The sequence below is a fragment of the Pseudomonas sp. 05N36 genome, from assembly GCF_056397385.1.
In genome coordinates, this window is the sequence record NZ_JBFTNH010000019.1 from 48,518 (window position 1) to 64,174 (window position 15,657).

Genomic DNA, 15,657 nt, shown 5'->3' on the forward strand with positions numbered 1-15,657 from the left:
GTGAAAACAGAAAGCGCGGTCATTGATTGCTCAGCTTGCGGTGGCGTTCGATTCAGCCAACGTCGGGTAGTCGATGTAGCCTGTCGAGCCGCCGCCATAGAGGGTGGCGGGATTGAAGGCGGACAACGGCGCGCCACGCTTGAGGCGCTCCACCAGATCCGGGTTGCCAATGAACGGGCGACCGAACGCGATCAGATCGGCCTGGTCTTCGGCGAGCCGCGAAGTCGCCAGGTCCAGGTCATAGCCGTTGTTGGCGATGTAGGTGTTTTTGAAGCGCTGGCGCAGGGCGCCGAAATCGAATGGCGCCACATCACGCGGGCCACCGGTCGCGCCTTCGACCACGTGCAGATAAACGACGCCGAGGGCGTCGAGTTGATCGACGACGTAATCGAATTGCGCCTGCGGATCGCTGCTGGAAACGCCATTGGCCGGCGACACCGGCGACAAGCGCACACCGGTGCGATCCATGCCGATTTCATTGACGACGGCGGCCGTCACTTCGAGCAACAGACGCGCACGATTTTCAATCGAACCGCCGTAGGCATCGGTGCGCACGTTGGCGCTGTCCTTGAGGAATTGATCCAGCAAATAGCCGTTCGCGCCGTGAATCTCCACGCCATCGAACCCGGCGGCGACAGCGTTTGCCGCGGCCCGGCGGAAATCGGAGACGATCCCCGGCAGTTCGCCGATGTCCAGTGCGCGCGGCTCGGAGACGTCTTCAAAGCGGTTGTTGACGAATACTTTTGTGGCGGCTCGCAGCGCAGAAGGAGCCACGGGGGCGGCGCCGTTTTCTTGCAGATCAACGTGCGACACACGGCCGACATGCCACAGTTGCAGGAAGATTTTTCCGCCCTTGGCGTGGACGGCATCGGTCACTTTGCGCCAGCCGTCTATCTGTGCCTGCGTGTAGATCCCGGGGGTGTCCTGATAGCCCTGACCCTGTTGGGAAATCTGCGTGGCTTCGCTGATCAGCAAGCCTGCGCTTGCGCGTTGGCTGTAATAGGTGGCCGCGAACTCGCTTGGCACAAAGCCTTCGCCTGCGCGGTTGCGTGTCAGTGGCGCGAGGACGACACGGTTCGACAGCGTGAGGGCGCCAAGCGTGTAAGGGGTGAACAGATTCTGGTCGTTCATTTGGTATTTCTTCCGTGCCCGTTGATGGAGATCGGTTGTGCGTGCAATTAGGATGATGATCGAAATCTAAACTGTCAACAAATTTGATTATGACCAACATCTATGTATCATTGGGCGCATGATTTCCCAGTGGACATGAGGTATTGCACGTGAGAGTGACCAAGGCCCAGGCGCAGGCCAATCGGGAGCACATCGTTGAAACGGCCTCTGAGCTGTTCCGTGAGCGCGGCTTCGACGGCGTCGGTGTGTCGGATCTCATGGCGGCTGCCGGTTTCACCCACGGAGGTTTCTACAAGCATTTCGGTTCGAAGGCCGACCTGATGGCCGAAGCCTCTGCCTGCAGTCTTTCCAAATCGCTGGTAGGCGCGGAAGCGCTCGATGTTCCGGGCTTCATCGACGTCTATGTGACGAGGGAACATCGGGACCGACGTGCCAGCGGTTGCACCATGGCCGCGTTGTGTGGCGATGCGGCGCGTCAATCGGACGATGTGAAAGCGACGTTTGCCGAAGGGATCGAGCACACCCTGCAAACACTGGGGGACAAATATCCGACCAGGCCGGATGCCGCTCCGGGTGAGGGGAGAAAGAAAATGATCGACCTGCTGTCTCGTGCTGTCGGTGCGATTATTTTGTCGCGTGCCTGCCCGGATGATTCCGCGCTGGCGGATGAGATCCTTGAGGTGTGCCGCGCTGAAATGCTTGCTTCGTTGCCGGTCAATGAAGTGGACGCGGTGTAGAGGGGCGGCTCATTCAAAGCATGGTTTTCGGTAGAACTTCGATTTTGATGCTCGGACCCGAAAGTCAACTTTGGGTTGTGGATTCAACCGGTCTATGCTTTGGCAGGCCCTTTTGTATGGGGCGGCACTGGACGAAGCAATCGGTTCATCGTGATCAGTTCAGCACTTGGAGTACCGATGACGGTGCGAGTGAGATAAGTCCGCCTGGGGAGAGGGGAGACTCACCCCGCATCAGCGTTCTGCAACAAAGCCGTATATGTCTGGACATATTTTGCAGGTGCCAGACCGACCATCCGGGTGAAGTCCCTGATGAAGTGTGCCTGATCAAAATAACCTAGCTTGAGTGCGAGATCCGTCCCTGGCCTGGCTTCGCCGCTCTGCAGCAGGGTTAGTGCTTCATGTAAACGGTATCGGGCAATCACCCACTTCGGACTTACGCCAACGTAATGGGCAAAGAGGCGTTGTAACTGCCGCTCGCTAACCCTGGACAACTCACTGAGTTGTGCCACCGTTGTCAGTCTGTTGTCTGACGCGATTTGGGTGATGAGGTCATTGAGCAGCTGTACACGCTCGTCGGGTTGCGGCAAGCAGGAGCACAGCAACGCTTCCGATTGCTCGCACAGGCTCGCCATCCCCGGACATTCAGTATGCTCGGCCAACCTGTCGACTACCGCGCCAAAAACTTCAGCGGCCGGGATCGAGCGGTTGGCCAACCGGCTGACAGGTCCGCCCAGAAATGGCTGGAATGCGGCGGGACGAAACTTGATTCCAAACGCCCAGCTGTTGCCGGACAGCGTCTTGCTGAAGCGGGAGCGACGGGGGCCCCACACATCGACCTGACCCCTTTCCACAACGAGATGCACATTGGGGTGAGGCAGGGTTTCCTGTTGCTGTGCAGGCTGATCGCTGAGATTCCAGCTCACATGCCAATAATGTTCAACCCAGGGTGCCAACTGGACTGAAGGTGCCTCACGAGTGTGAGTGAACTGCGGGCTGTTCAATCGCTGATTAAGGACGCCTCGTGCGGGCTGCAGGATAACAGTAGAGGCTGGTCGTGTTTTTCCAATCATCTTCGGTCGCCATTTGCTCCAATGCAGATCAGGGACAGGTCCGACGGTGTGGACTGCTCAAATAGGCCGCTGATCTCGGCATAGGCGGACTGTAAACAGTCGAGGGATCAGCGTCGACAACAACTGCGCCTGGTTTAGGCCGTACGGCATTACCTGGATTTTTAATGGAGATAACAGCATGCAAGCCAAGGGAACATTTGACGTCCAACTCCCCGTCCACTCTGTTGCGACCGGTACCGAGGCCGCTCAACTGAGCAGAAAGGCCATACACAAAACGTTTCAGGGAGACTTGGTGGCCAATAGTCTGGGAGAGATGCTTGCCTCCCTCTCGACGGTCCCGGGATCTGCCGGCTATGTGGCGATGGAGCGGGTTGAGGGTAATCTGGCGGGAAGGGCAGGCAGCTTTGTGTTAATGCATTTTGGAACGATGGACAGAGGCCAGCGAACACTGACCATTCAGGTCGTGCCCGACTCGGGTACTGGCGAATTGGAGGGACTCAGCGGCACGATGGAAATAGATATCCGTGATGGGCAGCATTTCTATCTGTTCAACTATCAACTCATGCCAACGCGCTGAACAGTGATGAAGCTCAAACGCATCATCCTGATATCGGCCATCACCGCGTTGACGTTACCAGCCGCCGTGCTGGCTTTCGTGAAACCGCTCCGAGTCGTTGCCCCCTTGCTTGTTCCGGAAGTTACTTGCCCGCTTGCCAATATCTGCACAGACAGCGTTGCGCTATTGGCCGACGCCCAACAACTGTACGCTGCGGGATATGCAACGGCGGCCACTGCCGTCGGGCCATTTCAAAACGTCCCTCGCGTCGTGTTTTGCACAACTGACTCATGTGCTGAATCCTTTGGACTCGGACAGCGCGCGGCAGCTGCCGTTGGCGATGTTGGTTTGATCGTCGCCCCTCGCGGCTGGAAAGCGTTTTATCTGGCTCATGAACTGATCCACTATCGACAGGCGGAGTCGCTTGGAAATCTGGCAGTCGCCACCCAGCCAAAATGGCTGATCGAAGGTATGGCGTACTCACTGAGTGGTGATCCTCGTCATCCTCTGGGTCCCCCCTTTGAACAATGGCGGTCCCAATTCGAAGCATGGCATGCCAGCCTGGGGACGCGAGACATCTGGGATGCAGCACGCAGTGTGAATTGAATAACTGGAGAGACTGTGAGTGGACGTTATTCGAACTGAACCCAAAGCAGTCATCGAGAAGAGACCAATAGGGATACGCTAAAGTTATGCGGGTCGTCGATCAATGCTGATCCACTGTTCGCGCTGCGTCCGTCCCTGGAGGGCTCAATGCCGCCTATCACCACGTGCCTGGTGGCGCTGTTTGTTCTTTGCCTGACTCTTGCAGTGCCAGCCCAGGCCAACACCTGCCCAGCTGGCGCGAAGCAAGTGTGCCTGGATGGCTGCATCTGCCTGCCGGATCTGGGGCAGATGCCTGATGGCATCGACCAGATCGCGGCACCTGCCCTGGCGCTGTGGCTGACCCAAGCCCGTGCTGAAGCGGCCAACGCCAACATCCAACCCATTCCGCCGTACATCCGGGAGCAGCTACTGCGCTGGTACGACCCCAGCGTCCTCGATGCCGCGCGCTACACAGTTAGCGACAACGGTCAGCTCAGCACCGCCACTGCCATGCTGCAAAACCCCGATGTCGGTGCCGTGACGCTGATCGACATCATCCTCTTCCGGGACGCTCAAACCGCAGAACAGGACGTCGCGCTCTGGGCTCACGAACTGAAGCATGTGCAGCAGTATCAGGAATGGGGGGTAGAAGGATTTGCCCAGCGCTATACACAAGACTTCAATGCTGTGGAGGCGCCGGCTTATGCCATACAGGCTGAGGTCAGACGGTCGGTGCGGGCAGGGACTCACTGACGATTGCCACGTTGAAGAAGGCCAAATCCCGTGTTCCAAGGCTGATGCTGCGGGAACTTCAGGGTACTCGCCAGGTCAGTTGGGAGCTGTTTTACGGCAGTGCCGTCCAAGATCAGTCGAGTCCGCCCCCTGATGCCAACCAAAAGTTTTCTGCCGGGTCTCATCCTGGTGTTCTGCGCCGTCGCGTCGCTTGGTTCGGTTGCTGCCGAGCGAAGAGCGCCCTCGCAAAGTAATAGCGCATCAACCACCCTGATCGAAACGGCCTCGCGGCAGTATGGCGATGGCCAGTTGGACCAAGCCGCTGCCACGCTGGAGCGTGCCCTGCATATCCAGCCGAACAACCCCGCGACCCTGCATTACCTCGGTGTATTGCGTCTTCAGCAGGGTCAGTACCAGCAGGCTGAAACGTTGGCGGTGCGCTCGAACATGCGGGTTGGTAGCAACGTCGCGTTACGCAACCGCAACTTCCAATTGATCCAGGCGGCGCAGCAGGCCCAGGCTTCGAATACCCCACCCAACGCCAAAGCGGACCAGCTCGCCGTACAGAAGGGGCTGGAAGAGGAGACCCAACGGCGCCGCGAAGCAGAAATGGCCGTTGCTGAACAATCCACTCGGGATGCTGGGCGCGACGCTGGTAACTTCGCTTACGCAAAGGCAGATGGGGTATCGGATTCACCGACGGCCGGCAGACCTGGGCCCGAAGGACAAATGCAAATGACTTCCGTCGAGCCAGAGCCCGAGTACGAGTACGACGAGGTCGAGATTCCCCGCGGCCATTTGCCGCCTCCGGGTAAATGCCGAATCTGGTTTCCTGATCGCCCGCCGGGGCATCAGCCCGCACCCGGCAGCTGCGAGAAGCTGCGATATCGGGTTCCGTTAGGGGCCTACCTGGTGCGCGGTTGAGTTCCTGAGTGCCAGTCGCCGTAATTCGCTGACATTGGCGAACCACTCATGGGATTGAAGCGTGAGGAATGCATCATGTGCCCCATATCCCCAGGCAACCGCGCCAAAAGCGATACCGGCAGTCGCTGCGGCTTCACCGTCCGTAGGTTGGTCGCCGATGTAGATCACTTCCTCTCGTGCCACGCCGAATTTGCGCATGACACGGCGCAAGCGAGACGCCTTGCCGAAAATCGAGGCACTGCACTCGAAGGCCTGGATATGTCGACAGCTGGAGCCCAGAATTTGCGTGACATTTTCTCGGGAATTGGAAGACACCACGGCCAGAATCAGTCCCTTCTCGTCAAGATCGGTCAGGGTAGTGGCGATGTTCTCGAAGAGCGGGATCGAACTTCGATGTTTCTTCATCAAGCCCATGAAGGTTCGTGCTACCAGAGGCAACTTCCAGCGGGGCATTCCGATATGCGTCATGATCTCCCGAGCTCCCTGCTTGCGCAGAGAGTCCAACTCTTGCGGGTGAATCCGACGGAATGCGTGCTTGTCGGCGACCTGGTTGAACACGGTAACAAAGAACGAAAATGAATCAGCGAGCGTGCCATCAAAGTCGAAAATGACAAGTCGGTATGACATGTAAAAGCTCCTCCCTGGAGTGTGGTAGCCGAATACAGACGGCTGCTTGTGCAGGGCGATCAAGTCGCCCGATCAACTGGGAGGGCGCATTATCCCTGCTCCGGAATCGGTACGGAAGGAGAGCGAGGTTAACGTTTGTAGAGGGGCTGCTTCTGGATCTGAGTGTGTAAAAACGCTGGCACGTGGAAGCTCATTTCTGCGCCTGCTCCAGTAAGCCTTCGGATCAGGACGTGCGTCGCATCCCTCTATTGTTTGAGGGGCCGTCAGCTATTTATGCAGCGACCTCCTAGAACTTTTCCCTATTTACCGGTCTATGTGGATACGCACATAAAGCTCGGTAAGCGCGACCCGAAGGTTTCCCGCAGCCAAATGGCGCCACGTCCAATTGTCAATCAGAGGTTGTCTTCGCCCATGAAATCTTATGTCCCACGGATGGTGCTTCTCAGCCTGTTCGCGTTTGCGGCAGTGGGCTCGGCATCAGCATCACAGATGAAGACCTCAAACCCTGTTTTCGCAACTGAAGTCGCAGCCGTCCAGGCTCCGGTCCAGGCTGCCGAAAACCCTTGGCCGAGCTTGGCCAGTATGGCCGGCAAGCAGCCAGGGCCGTTGCTTGCCCATGACGACCGATACTGGCGTGACGGCCGTTGGCACGATCGTAGAGAAGATTGGCGCCGAGACGAATGGCGTAGAAACGAGTGGCGTAGAGAACAGGAGCGCCGGGAAGCCGAACGTCGTCGTGATTGGGAGCGCCATCATGAGCACCGCTACGATGACGATCACCGCTACTATCGTCGCTAATACGTAGCCACGGGATAAGTCCGCCGAAAGCACTGCCTGCTGATTTGTAAATCCAGGTGGTGCTTAAGCGACACAGATCAGCTCTCGGAAGAAGTGATTGAGTCGAGAGTGGATTCAGCCGCCAGCTTCAATCGGTCGGCTTTGCAAATGTATTTAGACTTGCTTTTCGGTGCCAATTTGGCGCTGGCCTTTTTGGCGTTAGCCTTTAATAACTGATTTATTTTTTTACGACGATTCATCTTTTCTACTCGGCTTGTACGTTTTCGAATGATATCAGCTTAAATATCGGGTCAGAGCCTTGTGGTGCACACTTGAGCGCTTTTGTCCGTTATCTGCCCGATGCGCTCGGCTATCGGTCCAGCAGAGGTGCCAGCAGGGCACACATGCCGCGCCAGTGCGAACCCTCCCAGTAAATCCGTTGGCAGGCGTCGCAGCGCAGGAAGTGCGAATAGAGCGCACCAACGCGTGGCGGCACCAGTGGCCGGGCCAGTTCCGGGCTGATCTCGTGCAGCGGCAGGTTGCAATGCAGGCACAGGCTGAAGGGGCGCGCGCTACGCGCCAGGTCGAGGCGTTCGTACATTTCGCGCAGCTGCAGCGACGGTTTCAGGGCATGCACGTAACAGCCGTGGCTGATGATCCGCCGCTTGAGCAGTTCGCGGTCGCGGGTTAGCACGATGCGTCCTTGCTGCGCCGCGATCTCGGCGATCTCGCTATCTTCGAAGCGATTGTCGTAGAGGGTGTCGAAGCCGCTCATGCGCAGCAGGTTGGCCAGCCCGCCAAGGTGCGCATCAGCAACGAAGCGCAGTACCCGTAAAGGTTGCGCACGTATCTTTAGCAGCGGGCTGATGTCCAGTGCTTCGAACTTGGGATACACCGCCAGCCGGTCACCGTCGAAGATCACCCGTTCGAGACCCGCCGACTCGCCGTTGAGCAGCACCAGCTCGACCTCGGTGTGCGGTATCCCGAGCGCCTCGATCATATGCTTGACCGTCGCCCCTTGCGCGCATTCGCAAGTAAAGGACTGCCGCCGCCGTTCAGCCGGCAGGAAATCGTTGAGCTCCTCGTAGAAGCGGAAAGTTGCACGGGTCATGCTCAACAGTATGGCAGGGCTACAGGATGGGTGAGTCCAGCCCGGAGATCTTCTCCGGTAGGCCCCATTCACCCACCGTTCGTCCGCCAGGTTCGGTAACCCTTATTGACAGGAAAATGCATCAGGAGAATACTCGGCCAATATTCATATATATGACTAGATAACAAGGTGAATAAAGTCGATGAATTCCCTGTCCAGTGATGTCCGCCTACCGCTTTATCAACGCCTGCGTGATCAGTTGGCTGAACAGATTGCCAACAATCGCTGGCGTCCGGGGGAGGCCATTCCCACTGAAGCTGCGCTTTCAGCGGAGTACAAACTGTCCACGGGCACCGTGCGCAAGGCGGTCGATGCGCTGGTCAGTGAGGGCGTTCTGGAGCGTCAGCAAGGCCGAGGCACCTTCGTTCGCCGGCCTCAGTTTCAATCTTCGCTTTTCCGCTTCTTCCGCTTCCAGACCGCTGCAGGTGAACGCCAGGTCCCGGAGAGTCGCATCCTGTCTATTGAACCGGTGGCCGCACCCTCGGCGGTGGCCCAGGCGCTAGGGCTGCCAATCGACGCGCCGGTTATTCGCATTGTCCGCGTTCGTCTTCTGGATGTTCAGCCGGTACTGGCCGAAGAAATCTGGCTGCCGCGCAGCCGGTTTCAGCCGCTACTGGAGATCGACCTGAATCGAAAAGGGCCATTGCTTTACCCGATTTACGAAGAGGTCTGCGGTCAGGTCGTCGCCTCTGCCGAAGAAGCACTCACCGCCGAGTCGGTGAATGACGTGCATGCGCGGTTATTGAAAATACCGGTCAACAGTCCCGTGGTGGTGATCGAGCGTCTGGCGCGTGACTACGCCGGTACGCCTCTGGAGTGGCGGCGCTCCCGTGGGCATGCCGAGCATTTCCGTTACAGCGTGGACATTCGCTAGCGCATTGCCTGAATAGCGGATCGCTCACCGGCGAATCGATCGCTGGCGGATTCATCGTTTTGTTTGCCATGACTGGCCTCGCAGCGGCGCGGTTCGCTCTCGGCTGCCTCATGTTCCACCTATAAGGATAAGAAATCATGTTCAGCTGGTATCGCCAAGTCACTCCTCGGGAGCGCAAAACGTTTTGGGCCTGCTTCGGTGGATGGTCGCTGGACGCACTGGAAGTCCAAATGTTCGGCCTGGCGATTCCGGCATTAATTGCCGCCTTCGCCCTGACCAAGGGCGATGCCGGGCTCATCAGCGGCGTCACGCTGGTCACTTCGGCCATCGGCGGTTGGGTAGGGGGGACGTTGTCCGACCGCTACGGCCGGGTGCGTACGTTGCAGTGGATGATTTTGTGGTTCTCCTTCTTCACTTTTCTGTCCGCCTTCGTTACCGGGTTCCAGCAGTTGCTGATGGTCAAGGCGCTGCAAGGCTTCGGCATTGGCGGTGAGTGGGCTGCCGGCGCGGTACTGATGGCCGAAACCATCAACCCGAAATACCGCGGCAAAGTGATGGGCACCGTGCAAAGTGCCTGGGCTGTAGGTTGGGGCGTGGCGGTCGGGGTTTTTGCGTTGATTTATTCATTCGTACCGCAAGACATGGCCTGGCGTGTGATGTTCATCGTTGGCTTGCTGCCGGCACTCCTGATCATCTGGGTACGGCGCAATGTCGAGGAGCCCGACAGCTTCCAGCGTCTGCAAAAAGAACACGTTATTCCACAAAGTTTTTTCAAATCCCTGGCCGGTATTTTCCGCCCTGAACTGATCCGCGTGACACTGTTCGGCGGGCTGTTGGGCCTGGGCGCACACGGCGGGTATCACGCTGTGATGACGTGGCTGCCGACCTTCCTCAAGACCGAACGCAACCTGTCGGTGCTGAACTCTGGCGGCTACCTTGCGGTGATCATCCTTGCCTTCTGGTGTGGCTGCGTCGTCAGCGGATTCTTGATCGACCGTATTGGCCGCCGCAAAAACATCGTGCTGTTTGCCCTGTGCTGCGTCGTGACCGTGCAGTGCTACGTGTTCCTGCCCCTGACCAATACCCAAATGCTCTTCCTCGGTTTTCCGCTCGGCTTCTTCGCAGCAGGCATTCCGGCCAGCCTCGGCGCACTGTTCAACGAGCTGTACCCGGCGGACGTGCGCGGTGCTGGCGTGGGGTTTTGCTACAACTTTGGCCGAGTGCTCTCGGCGGTATTCCCGTTTCTGGTCGGTCATATGAGTGACTCCATGTCACTGGGCTCGGCCATTGGCATCGACGCCGGAGTCGCTTACGGCGTGGCCGTTATCGCGGCCCTTTGCCTGCCGGAAACCCGTGGTCGCAGTCTCGACGCTGCGATCCCCTCCGTCTCGGTGCAAGGCAGCGAAAGCGCCCGAGCGTGATGATCATTACTTGCGATAGATGAAACCCATGCCTGATACCTGTTCAACATCGATCACTGGCATCGACTCCCATGCTCATGTCTTTAGCCGGGGGCTGAAGCTGGCCGCTACACGGCGCTACGCCCCTGACTACGATGCCACGCTTGCGGAGTATCTGAATCACCTGGGCGCCCATGGTTTGAGTCATGGCGTATTGGTGCAGCCGAGCTTTCTGGGCACCGACAATAGCTACCTGCTGGCGGCGCTGAGACAAGTGCCGGAGCGGTTGCGAGGAGTGGTCGTGCTGGAGCCGGGCGTTAGTCGTGCCCTGTTGAATGACATGGCCCGCATCGGCGTGGTCGGCGTTCGCTTGAACCTGATGGGCAAGGCGTTACCTGATTTTCGCAATCGCGCCTGGAGAGAGTTTTTCAGCCTCATCGCTGACCTTGACTGGCATGTCGAATTGCATCGGGAGGTAAAGGATCTGCCGGCACTGATCCGGCAATTGACGCCGTTCGGTTTGAAGCTGGTGATTGATCACTTTGGTCGGCCGGATGCCCATTCGGGCGTCGATCAGCCAGGGTTTTCCGAGTTGCTGGAATTGGGATCGAGAGGGTCGATCTGGATGAAGGTCTCGGGAATTTATCGTTTGGGTGGTACGCCGCAACAAAACCTCAATTTCGCCCGATCGGCATTACCGCTGCTGGAGCAAAGTTTCGGCCTCCACCAGCTTGTATGGGGCAGCGACTGGCCACACACGCAGCATGAGAAAAGCATCGGTTTCGACACCGTAGTCGACCAGCGACAAGCCCTGGAGTGTTCGATGCAGCTGAGTCATTCGCTGCTCGTGCAAGCACCTCGACGGTTATTCGGTTTTGTAAAACGCGAAGGCTGAAGCTCACCCAAGAGCAGCCTATTACAACTACAAGAGAGCGGTTTCCATGAGCAAGCCATCCAGTACTGACATTGAAAAATCGACCATGCGCAAGTTGGGGATTCGCCTGATCCCTTTTCTCGTACTCTGCTATTTCATCGCCCACGTTGACCGAGTCAATATCGGCTTCGCTGCACTGACCATGAACCAGGACATCGGCCTGACCGCCAGTGCCTTCGGATTCGGCGCCACGCTGTTTTTCGTCGCTTATGTCCTTTGCGAAATGCCCAGCAACATGGCCATGGAGCGTTTCGGTGCCCGCCGGTGGATTGCGCGCATCATGATTACCTGGGGCATCGTCGGTTTCTGTTCGGCATTTGCGGTCGGGCCGATTTCCTATTCGATTTCCCGATTCCTCTTGGGTGCAGCCGAAGCCGGCTTCTTTCCCGGCGTCATTCTTTACCTCACGCAATGCATCCCCAAAGCGTACATGGCTCGAATCGTTGCGCTATTCATGGTGGCGATACCACTCTCCAACTTTCTCGGCTCACCGGTATCGGCTCTGCTGTTGCAATTGGACGGTCTGGCCGGATTCAAGGGATGGCAGTGGTTGCTGATGCTTGAAGCCATTCCCGCCATCACCCTGGGATTGCTCGCGCTGAAAGTGTTGCCCAATCGGCCAAGCGAAGCGAAATGGTTGACTCAGCAGGAACAGGATTGGCTAGGCGAGCAACTGACTAACGATAAGGCCGCACGCGAAAGTGGCATTCCTCAGCACGCTCACAGCATAAGTGGCACCCTCAAGGCCGTGTTTACCAACAAATATGTATGGGTGCTTTCGATTATCTACATGGGCAGTTCGGCAACCAGCAACACGCTGTCGTTGTGGATGCCGCAGATCCTCAAATCCTTCCATCTGACCAACATGCAAACGGGTCTGATGAACATGATTCCGTTCGGCATGGCCGCCGCGTTCATGATTTTCTGGGGACTGCGTGCAGACAAGAGCGGGGAGCGGATCAAGAGCACTGCTATTCCGCTGGCCATCACTGCGGTGAGCTTCGCTGCCACACTGTTCACGGACTCCCTGACCATTACCCTGGTACTGCTGACGCTCGTATTGATGGGCAACTATGCGATCAAGGGGCCGTTCTGGGCACTTTGCTCCGAATCCCTGCCGCCGGCGACGTTGGCCACCGGGATTGCAGCGATCAATACTTTTGCCCACTTGGGTACGGGCGCCATGAGTTCGGTAATCGGTGTACTGCGTGATCAGACCGGGAGCTTTCCAATTGCGCTGATGCCGCTCTGCATAGTGACCGCTATCGGTTCGCTATTGGTGTTTATGATTGGCAAACAGAACGCTCGTGCGAAGCAAATCGCTACGGTCGTCAACTGACCCATTGCTTCTGAGGAGGCTCGAAATGGGCGAGCCTCCTTGTTGTGTATGTTCCAGTTCAAGGCCAGTACCATATCGGCCACCCCTTTTACGGTACCAACGCTCGAACCGGCAGAATACCGATGAATCGTTCTTCAAGGAGATATCCATGACATCAGGGCAATGTCTGTGCGGGGCTGTACGTTTTTCCCTCGAGGTTGAACCACGATTTTTTTATCGATGCCATTGCACCCTGTGCCGCAAGCAAACCGGGGTCGGCCATAATCTCGCCACTGTGGTCAAAGCTCGCGACTTTCGATGGGAAGAAGGGTTAGGTGCGATCACCAGTTGGCGCAAATCCAGCGGGTACAGAAATGACTTTTGCTCACGATGTGGCTCGACCGTGCCTAATGCTCTTCGCGAGGCGCCTTACTTCTGGATTCCGCTTGGACTTCTCGATGACGAACTGAGCATGGAGTGTGTTGGAGATTTCTGCACCGATGACGCTATGCCATGGGATGAACAACGCTCGGGAATAAGTCATTGCTCAACCCCGGATTCACTTGGGTTTCTTCTGCAGGAGCTTCAGGTCGACAATGATTGATTCAGGCGCTTGGTCGGCATAGGGACGAGTTGGAAGCCTGGCCCAAACCCGGTTCACCACCGTCCGCTATTGGTTGTGGATTCAATCTGTTGCATCCACCGGTTGAATCCACAACCGGTACCGGCCTGTTTGGGGGGCATTATGACGTAGCATGGCTACATGATAATCAGCTTCCGATTTTATCGGGAATGGCAGTCGGGCCACTGAAAGGAATAATGTTTGGCTACCACATCACCTGCCCACACTCTGCGTGCACTGTCCGATCTTGATTACTATGACCGCAGGTCGGTTCCGCTCCCTGTTGAAATCACCACTCTTGACGCCTGGAATATCATGACGGCCGAACCGGGACTGCTCATGCGGCTGGCTTTACGAACGAGGGACGCGATTTCCTCGTTATTCGGCGTGAAGCGGATTGGCGGGTTCTCCGGCACCGGGCGAGAGACAGTACACGCTGGCGAACAGCTGGATTTCTTTCTGGTGGAGCATAGTGCCCCCGACATCCTGGTTCTGACCGAACGTGACCGGCATCTGGATGTCATGATTTGCCTTTCGATAACTGATCGTGTGTTCACGATCACCTCATCTGTCGTAACGCATAACGTCTTTGGGCGTATCTACATGTTGCCGGTAGGTCTAGCCCATAAGCTGATCGTCAATAGTGATCTCAGGCGACTGAAACGAAAGCTTGAAGGGAAGTAGATTTTGGTTGTTTCAGCTTTATCCCCGCGACCGCTCCTGGCCGTTTACCGTCACTCGGGATCGACAACCAGCCCGGATGGCTGCGCTGTTTCGTCGACCCGATCAGATGTGAAAATACCTGCTCTAGCGCCAGGCTTTTCTACTGTGTGCAGGGCCCGGATGGAATGAGGGCGACCAGATCCGTATCACCTATGTCGACACCCGCTTGTGAAAGCAAGGTAGTCACTTGTCCGCGGTGATGCGTCTGATGGTTGAAGAAATGCATGACCAAACCATAAAAGTTCCTGTCAGCGGGTATTCCCTTCATGCTTGTGTAATGGAGGGTGTGATCCAGATCCGGCTCTGCAATGGAGCGAGACCACTCGACGATTTTCTGATCGAGCCACACTCGATGTGCCGAAAGTTCTCGGATATTCGAGAACAGCAACTGGTCGAGGCTTTTGAGGGCAGGTAGCTGCTGAATCGGTTCCAGGGCCGAGTAGTTCGCTGGGTGCTTGGCGAATCGCTTTAGTCAGACAGTGTCGCCGGCCACCAGGTGGTTCAACGTCCCGAGAATTGAACCAAAGAATGCTTTCCTGTCCACGGAGAGCTCTTCATCTGACAGGCTTCTGGCGGCCTCATAAATCTTTGCGTTCATCCACTCGTTATAGGTCGCCATCAGGCAGATATGACGGGTTCGGTTCATCGTGCTTATCCTTTCAATGAATACTTGATAAGCGATCCACGCTCATCTTGAATCCCGGTCCAGTGTTGGGCTTTGTTATTTTGGGGGCAACAGGGGGAGGGGCGCTCTTGCCTGATGCTTGCATGTGGCTCGGTGAATGTCTTCATTTGTCGGATTGCTGCCTGTCACGACAGACCCAAATCGACCCAGCAAGGTTTTTTGGGCCGGATAGATACTCAATCATGGACTTATTGAACCAGTTGCCGGATCCCTAGAGACAAAATCAAACCGCCGCATAACCGATCAATAGCTTTTTTCCTCCTTCGATACGCTGAAGCGATCTTGGGTTGCGAAAGGGCGATTGCGACCACTCCATACCAAGTCATCGAAACCACCACGACGACTGCCAGCATCGACAAAAACGTGCCGAGTGAAACGTGGGCGGGGGCTGCTGCTGAAAAAATAGCGGCATAGAAGGCCATGGATTTAGGGTTGCCAATGTTCGTAACGACCCCCTGAATGAATGACTGCCGAAAGTTTCCGACGACAAGATTGTTAGAAGGGGCATGCGCGCTCTTCCCGGCCTTGATCAGCAGTCGGAATCCAAACCACATCAGATAGGCCGCCCCCAGAACTTTTACGATCAGCGCCGCCCAAGGGAACGCAGCAAATACAACACCGATACCTGCGATTGCACAGGTGGCCCAGAATAAATTGACCAATGCGATGCCTGCTACCAGGGCCAAAGCTTCCGACCGCGTAGCCGCCACCGCTTTGTGGACGACTGCAACGAAATTTGGTCCTGGAATAAGGACGCCGGCCAGGTAAACCAAAAAGACTGTTAAAACGGCGGGACCATCGATCATGTGCAT

Annotated in this window: 17 protein-coding genes and 1 pseudogene; 11 read left to right on the plus strand and 7 right to left on the minus strand. The window is 56.9% G+C overall.

The features are described 5' to 3' along the window. Positions 1-30: 30 nt before the first annotated feature. Entirely contained in the window at positions 31-1,131 is a 1,101-nt protein-coding gene (locus tag AC1DIH_RS21740) for an alkene reductase (protein WP_477773239.1), read from the minus strand. 149 nt (positions 1,132-1,280) lie between these two features. Between AC1DIH_RS21740 and AC1DIH_RS21745 the strand changes: the two genes are divergently transcribed. Further along, entirely contained in the window at positions 1,281-1,868 is a 588-nt protein-coding gene (locus AC1DIH_RS21745) for a TetR/AcrR family transcriptional regulator (RefSeq protein ID WP_477773240.1), read from the plus strand. Between the two features lie 221 nt (positions 1,869-2,089). Here the strand turns inward: AC1DIH_RS21745 and AC1DIH_RS21750 are convergent, their stop codons facing one another. After that, positions 2,090-2,938, minus strand: a complete 849-nt coding sequence (locus tag AC1DIH_RS21750) for a DUF6597 domain-containing transcriptional factor (RefSeq protein ID WP_477773241.1) — start codon at positions 2,936-2,938, stop codon at positions 2,090-2,092. Positions 2,939-3,116: 178 nt separating this feature from the next. On the opposite strand from AC1DIH_RS21750, the gene AC1DIH_RS21755 reads away from it, so the two are divergent. The 4 genes from AC1DIH_RS21755 to AC1DIH_RS21770 all read left to right on the plus strand — a co-directional run bounded on the left by AC1DIH_RS21755 (position 3,117) and on the right by AC1DIH_RS21770 (position 5,735). Then, positions 3,117-3,515 carry a DUF3224 domain-containing protein gene (locus AC1DIH_RS21755; protein WP_477773242.1) on the plus strand — a complete coding sequence of 133 codons (399 nt, stop codon included), beginning with the start codon at positions 3,117-3,119 and terminating at the stop codon, positions 3,513-3,515. 6 nt (positions 3,516-3,521) lie between these two features. Next, positions 3,522-4,100 carry a hypothetical protein gene (locus AC1DIH_RS21760; RefSeq protein WP_477773243.1) on the plus strand — a complete coding sequence of 193 codons (579 nt, stop codon included), beginning with the start codon at positions 3,522-3,524 and terminating at the stop codon, positions 4,098-4,100. A 147-nt stretch (positions 4,101-4,247) separates the two neighbouring features. Beyond that, entirely contained in the window at positions 4,248-4,832 is a 585-nt protein-coding gene (locus AC1DIH_RS21765; protein ID WP_477773244.1) for an eCIS core domain-containing protein, read from the plus strand. 132 nt (positions 4,833-4,964) lie between these two features. Then, on the plus strand, positions 4,965-5,735 hold the full coding sequence (locus tag AC1DIH_RS21770; RefSeq protein ID WP_477773245.1) for a tetratricopeptide repeat protein: 771 nt from the start codon (positions 4,965-4,967) through the stop codon (positions 5,733-5,735). Here the strand turns inward: AC1DIH_RS21770 and AC1DIH_RS21775 are convergent. The 3 genes from AC1DIH_RS21775 to AC1DIH_RS21785 form a co-directional block, all read right to left on the minus strand. Continuing rightward, positions 5,709-6,362: an HAD hydrolase-like protein gene (locus tag AC1DIH_RS21775; RefSeq protein ID WP_477773246.1), complete on the minus strand. Its 654-nt coding sequence runs from the start codon at positions 6,360-6,362 to the stop codon at positions 5,709-5,711. The genes AC1DIH_RS21770 and AC1DIH_RS21775 overlap by 27 nt on opposite strands. A gap of 875 nt (positions 6,363-7,237) precedes the next feature. After that, entirely contained in the window at positions 7,238-7,399 is a 162-nt protein-coding gene (locus AC1DIH_RS21780; protein ID WP_081013843.1) for a DUF2986 domain-containing protein, read from the minus strand. 110 nt (positions 7,400-7,509) lie between these two features. Further along, a complete protein-coding gene (locus AC1DIH_RS21785; protein ID WP_477773247.1) occupies positions 7,510-8,250 on the minus strand; it encodes a Mut7-C RNAse domain-containing protein in 741 nt (246 codons plus the stop codon). Between the two features lie 181 nt (positions 8,251-8,431). Between AC1DIH_RS21785 and AC1DIH_RS21790 the strand changes: the two genes are divergently transcribed. From AC1DIH_RS21790 to AC1DIH_RS21815, 6 genes are all read left to right on the plus strand, one after another. Beyond that, positions 8,432-9,163: a GntR family transcriptional regulator gene (locus tag AC1DIH_RS21790; protein ID WP_123583722.1), complete on the plus strand. Its 732-nt coding sequence runs from the start codon at positions 8,432-8,434 to the stop codon at positions 9,161-9,163. A 137-nt stretch (positions 9,164-9,300) separates the two neighbouring features. Beyond that, entirely contained in the window at positions 9,301-10,584 is a 1,284-nt protein-coding gene (locus AC1DIH_RS21795; RefSeq protein WP_477773248.1) for an MFS transporter, read from the plus strand. Between the two features lie 28 nt (positions 10,585-10,612). After that, the gene (locus AC1DIH_RS21800) at positions 10,613-11,458 is read left to right on the plus strand and encodes an amidohydrolase family protein (RefSeq protein ID WP_477773249.1); all 846 of its coding nucleotides are present in this window, start codon (positions 10,613-10,615) and stop codon (positions 11,456-11,458) included. Positions 11,459-11,504: 46 nt separating this feature from the next. Further along, a complete protein-coding gene (locus AC1DIH_RS21805; protein WP_477773250.1) occupies positions 11,505-12,836 on the plus strand; it encodes an MFS transporter in 1,332 nt (443 codons plus the stop codon). 148 nt (positions 12,837-12,984) lie between these two features. Then, the gene (locus AC1DIH_RS21810; RefSeq protein ID WP_477773251.1) at positions 12,985-13,419 is read left to right on the plus strand and encodes a GFA family protein; all 435 of its coding nucleotides are present in this window, start codon (positions 12,985-12,987) and stop codon (positions 13,417-13,419) included. A 219-nt stretch (positions 13,420-13,638) separates the two neighbouring features. After that, a complete protein-coding gene (locus AC1DIH_RS21815) occupies positions 13,639-14,121 on the plus strand; it encodes a DUF2867 domain-containing protein (protein ID WP_477773252.1) in 483 nt (160 codons plus the stop codon). A gap of 139 nt (positions 14,122-14,260) precedes the next feature. On the opposite strand, the pseudogene AC1DIH_RS21820 reads toward AC1DIH_RS21815, so the two are convergent. Then, a pseudogene (locus tag AC1DIH_RS21820) lies at positions 14,261-14,806 on the minus strand (DinB family protein). 227 nt (positions 14,807-15,033) lie between these two features. Next, positions 15,034-15,651, minus strand: a complete 618-nt coding sequence (locus AC1DIH_RS21825; protein WP_477773253.1) for a LysE family translocator — start codon at positions 15,649-15,651, stop codon at positions 15,034-15,036. Between the last annotated feature and the right edge of the window lie 6 nt (positions 15,652-15,657).